General features: G+C 57.4%; 4 protein-coding genes. 3 read left to right on the top strand and 1 reads right to left on the bottom strand.

The features are described 5' to 3' along the window. The 3 genes from Q7O77_RS14530 to Q7O77_RS14520 form a co-directional block, all read left to right on the top strand. Nucleotides 1-582: triphosphoribosyl-dephospho-CoA synthase (locus Q7O77_RS14530; protein WP_304168705.1), on the top strand; the 582-nt coding region annotated here is incomplete at its 5' end. 139 nt (nucleotides 583-721) lie between these two features. Next, the gene (locus Q7O77_RS14525) at nucleotides 722-1,459 is read left to right on the top strand and encodes a flagellar brake protein (protein WP_369696227.1); all 738 of its coding nucleotides are present in this window, start codon (nucleotides 722-724) and stop codon (nucleotides 1,457-1,459) included. Between the two features lie 474 nt (nucleotides 1,460-1,933). Continuing rightward, on the top strand, nucleotides 1,934-3,295 hold the full coding sequence (locus Q7O77_RS14520) for an APC family permease (protein WP_085651655.1): 1,362 nt from the start codon (nucleotides 1,934-1,936) through the stop codon (nucleotides 3,293-3,295). Between the two features lie 240 nt (nucleotides 3,296-3,535). Here the strand turns inward: Q7O77_RS14520 and sbcB are convergent. Further along, on the bottom strand, nucleotides 3,536-4,947 hold a 1,412-nt coding region (gene sbcB, locus Q7O77_RS14515; protein WP_304168697.1), incomplete at its 5' end, for an exodeoxyribonuclease I.

Below are 4,947 nucleotides of genomic sequence, written 5' to 3'. Positions count from 1 at the left end.
GCCTGCGAGCAGGCCATGCTCGCGGCGACGCGAGGGGTCAACACGCACAAAGGCGGCATCTTTGCCTGCGGGCTGCTGTGCAGCGCTGCGGGCTGGCTGGCGGCGAACGGGGTGGCGTTGACGCAGCGGAGCTTATGTCAAACGGTGGCGGACATGTGTCGCGATCTGGTGCGTGATGAGCTGTCTCAATCTCGTCGCTCTGCGACGGCCGGAGAGCAGTTGTTTCAGCGCCATGGCCTGACCGGCGCGCGGGGAGAGGCCGCCAGCGGCTTTGCCACGGTGACTCGCTGGGCGTTGCCCGCCTATCGACAGGCGCTGCGCAAGCACGATCAGGAAACGGCATTACTGCATACGCTGGTGGTGCTGATGGCGCATAATCCTGACACCAACGTCGTGTCTCGCGGCGGGCTGGAAGGGCTGACGTTCGTTCAGCGCTACGCGACCGATCTGCTGGAGCAGGGCGTGACCCTTCCTCGTTTACAGGCGATGGACCGTGCCTTAACCGAACGTCGTCTCAGCCCCGGCGGTACGGCCGATCTTCTGGCGCTGACCTGGTTGCTGCATCATTATCCCGCCGAATAATTTTTTTTAATAAACCCCAATAATGTCAATCCAACGTAAAGTTGGAGACGCAAATGACGATATCCTACCTATAACTCTAAGCTGTGGCCGATCGGGACTGATTTGTCAGCGGCAATGATTTAACTCTGGGATGGACAAAATGGACGAAACCAAAAAAGAACAATTTCTGAAGAGAAACAAACTGGCGATTTGCGCGACGCTACGCGAGCTGCATAAAAATAATACGGCTCTGATGGTGAATCACTCACGGGGCCATTTCATCAGCAATATTCTGGATGTTCAGCCGGACAACAATACGTTTATCTTCGATCTCGGCGGCACGACGCACGGAAGTGATGTCTTTGACGCAGAGCTGAACTTTGTCGCTGAGCCGGCAGGGGCGAAGGTGGAGTTCAGGGCGAACGTGGTGTCGAAAATCGATTATCAAGGATTCCCGGCCTTCTGCGCTGAAATCCCGACGGACCTTTACCGTATCCAGCGCCGCAGCTACTTCCGCATTAATTCCCCCGCGTGGCCGCCGATGATTTGCCGCGGCAATCTGCCGGATGACAGCCGTTTCCAATTTACGATTAAAGATCTTTCTCTCGGCGGCGTCTGTCTGCTGAGTGAACAAGAAGACGTCGCGGAACAGCTGGGGAAGGGCGAAATTCTGGAGAACGTCACGCTGGAACTGGGCACCTATGGCGAGTTCAGCATCGACGTGCAGTTCATCAGCCATGCGGTCAGCCGTCTGGTCGGCGCTAAAGGCGAAGTGAAAAAGGTGCAGCGGCTCAGCTTCAAGTTCCCGTGCCTGACCCCCGGACAGGAGCGGAGCCTGCAGCAGGTGATTACCGCGCTGGAACTGGAACAGCACGAAAAAAGAAAACGGGTGCTGTGATTTTCTGCTAGCGGCAAGCGATTTGCGTGATGTTACCGGTGACTTAATTTAAATAACCCCTCCGACGCCGCAAAGCCTTGTCTCTTGCCCCCCTCTGCGGCAGAATACGCGCCCTGAAATAACCGACGTTAATAGCGTCGGTTATTTTTTTGAGACTTTTTTCTTAATGAAGGGGCCGGGCAACGTACCGGAACGATATCAGATTAGGCCTGCCGCGAAGGCAGAACAGAGGAATATGTGAAATGGGGCATTCTGTTGTAGCAGTACCGGTGCCCGCCGGTTTGCGCTGTGTGAGCAGCGACTATGGCGCCGCTGCGGCGTTGACTTTCTTTGATCGTGCGTCAGCGTCCGTTGACGGCGGCAACCTGTCTTCATCTACTTCAAATCACCACGTTTTTTATCGCCTTCCCGTGTCCAATAGATCCACGACATCCTTGAACCGTACGTCTATTGCCGGCAACGGAGGGATGCGTCATGTCGCATAATGCAGCGGTTTCCAGCCAACGAGTACAACTAAGAAAAACACTGACGCTCTGGCAAGTCGTGATGATGGGGCTCGCCTATTTGCAGCCCATGACAATTTTTGACACCTTCGGCATTGTTTCCGGCCTCACTGATGGCCACGTGGCGACCGCTTACGCCTTTGCCTTGACCGGCATTCTGTTCACGGCGGTGAGCTACGGAAAACTAGTGCGTCGATTCCCGTCCGCGGGCTCGGCCTATACCTATGCGCAGAAAGCGATTAGCCCGCACATTGGTTTCATGGTGGGCTGGTCCTCGTTGCTGGACTATCTGTTCATGCCGATGATCAACATTCTGCTCGCGAAAATTTATCTGGAAGCTATCTTCCCCGGTGTACCGTCCTGGATCTTTGTGGCGGCGCTGGTCGGACTGATGACGCTCTTCAACCTGCGCGGTATCAACATCGTCGCGAACCTCAACTCGGTGATCGTGGTGGTGCAGGTGGCGATTATGGCGGTCTTCCTGACGCTGGTGATCCAGGGCATCTCCGGCGGTGAGGGAGCGGGTACGCTGCTGAGCAGCAAGCCGTTCTGGTCCGAGCACGCGCAGGTGGTGCCGATGATTACCGGGGCGACGATACTCTGCTTCTCCTTCCTCGGCTTCGACGGCATCAGCTCCCTGTCGGAAGAGACGCCGGATGCCGGTCGCGTGATCCCGAAAGCGATTTTCCTGACGGCGCTGATCGGCGGGATTATCTTCATCGTGGTGTCCTACTTCCTGCAGCTGTTCTTCCCGGATATCTCGCGCTTCCACGATCCGGACGCGTCTCAGCCGGAAATCATGCTCTACGTCGCGGGTAAACTGTTCCAGTCTATCGTGTTGGTCTTCTCCTGCGTGACGGTGCTGGCATCAGGCATGGCGGCACACGCAGGCGTTTCCCGCTTGATGTATGTCATGGGACGCGACGGCGTCTTCCCGGAGCGTTTCTTCGGCTATATCCACCCGGAATGGCGGACGCCCGCGCTGAACGTCCTGCTGGTCGGCGTGATTGCTCTGTCGGCGGTGTGTTTTGACCTGGTGACGGCGACGGCGCTGATTAACTTTGGTGCGCTGGTGGCGTTTACCTTCGTCAACCTGTCCGTGATTTCTCAGTTCTACATCCGTGAAGGTCGCAACAAGACGCTGAAAGACCACATCAATTATCTGGTGCTGCCTGTCATGGGCGCGCTGGCTGTGGGCGCGCTGTGGCTGAATCTGGAAGAGACGTCGATGACGTTGGGACTGGTCTGGGCCGCGATTGGCCTGCTGTATCTGGCGGTGGTGACCCGTCGCTTCAAACAGCCGGTGCCGCAGTGCAGTGAAGACATCGTCTAACTCTGCTAGGTGAGTCTGACGTGAGAACGGCCGCTGAGGGAGTGATCCCCAGCGGCCGTTTTTTTTATCGCCAAACGGTCGGAAGTGTGGCCGTCCGGCACAAATATCGCCCGTAAAATAAGATCGCCCGCCAGAGGGGGATCTGACGGGCATGGCATTGACCTGCGGGTGATGTCGCGTCTTCCGTCGTCTGTGACGGCGGTCAACCTTGAGCCTTATCCCGTCGGTCAGGCGTTGGTATCAGTTCACCACCTGCTGGGCGTAGGCGAACAGCGACTTAAGCAGCTGGGCCTTCTTCTCGTCATCCTGATGCAGCTGATACAGCTCATGGAGGTTATTCAGGTAGGTCTCCAGACGCTCCGGTGTAAAGACCTCTTTGCGGTGCTGCAGCCAGCGCTGCTGCTCGCTGTCATCCAGCGTGGCCGGATAATTGCGGGCCCGGAAGCGGAAGAGCAGTTCTGCAATGCGGCCGTCGGCGAATTTCAGATCGAGCGCGGGCAGATTTTGCGGCGAGGTTTCCTGAATAATGGTCATCGCTGCCCGGTCCGCCTCGCTGAAAAAGCCATCGTACAATTGAAGATCTACATCGTCAGCGGCGGCGAAAGCGGGCGCGTCGGCGTACAGCGCCACCGCTTTTTCCCGCACCAGCGGGTGTTGACGCAGACGTTGCAAGTTGTCGAGACAGTGCTGTCGGTCAATCCCCAGGCGCGCCGCATCTTCCGGGCGCAACGTGCTGGCGGGCGCGAGCACGGGACACTTGTTGATCTGCACCAGCTTGATGGGAACGGGGGACTGTCCCTCTTCCAGTTGGTCGCGCTTGGTGTACAACCGCGTGCGCAGCTCATCAGGCTCCAGCTCCAGCAGCGGCGTAATATCGCCCGCCAGATCGCACATGATCACCGCGTTACGATTTTCCGGATGCCAGGCGAGCGGCACAATCCAGCTGGTATTACCGCGCGCCGCGCCGAACATGCCGGACACGTGCATCAGCGGCTTCATGTTCGGGATATCAATCAGCGCGTTGACCTTGTTCTTGTTACGCAGCTGGAACAGATAATCAAACAGCTTGGGCTGCGCGGTTTTCAGCCGTTTAGCCATCGCGATCGTCGCGTAAACGTCGGACATCGCATCATGCGCGTGGGCGTGTTCGACGCCGTTCGCTTTAGTCAGGTGCTCCAGTCGGAAGCTGGGCAGGCCGTCTTCATTTTCCGGCCAGACGATGCCTTCCGGCCGCAGCGCGTAACAGGCGCGCAGCGCATCCAGCAGGTCCCAGCGGGAGTTGCCGTTTTTCCAGCTGTATGCGTAGGGATCGTAGAAGTTACGGTAAAAAATGTTGCGGCTGACTTCATCATCGAAACGAATGTTGTTGTAGCCCAAGATACAGGTGCCCGGCACGCTAAAGGCTTCGTGGATTTGACGGGCGAACTCCGCCTCGTTAACGCCTTTGCTTTTGGCAATCTGCGGCGTGATACCGGTGATCAGAACCGCTTCCGGCTCCGGCAGATAGTCGTCCGTCGGCTGACAGTAGATGACCAAAGGTTCACCGATGATATTGAAGTCCATATCGGTGCGGACGCCCGCGAACTGCGCCGGTCTGTCCCGGGCCGGATGCTTGCCGAAGGTCTCATAGTCATGGATGAAAAATGTCGGAG

This window comes from Lonsdalea britannica (genome assembly GCF_946477055.1).
GTDB lineage: Bacteria > Pseudomonadota > Gammaproteobacteria > Enterobacterales > Enterobacteriaceae > Lonsdalea > Lonsdalea britannica_A.
The sequence above is the reverse complement of the archived record's forward strand: the minus strand, read 5'-3'. Positions and strand labels throughout refer to the sequence as shown.

Coding starts and splice junctions, on each gene's coding strand:
- Q7O77_RS14520 (WP_085651655.1), top strand. CDS start 1,934: ATGTCGCATAATGCAGCGGTTTCCAGCCAACGAGTACAACTAAGAAAA.
- Q7O77_RS14525 (WP_369696227.1), top strand. CDS start 722: ATGGACGAAACCAAAAAAGAACAATTTCTGAAGAGAAACAAACTGGCG.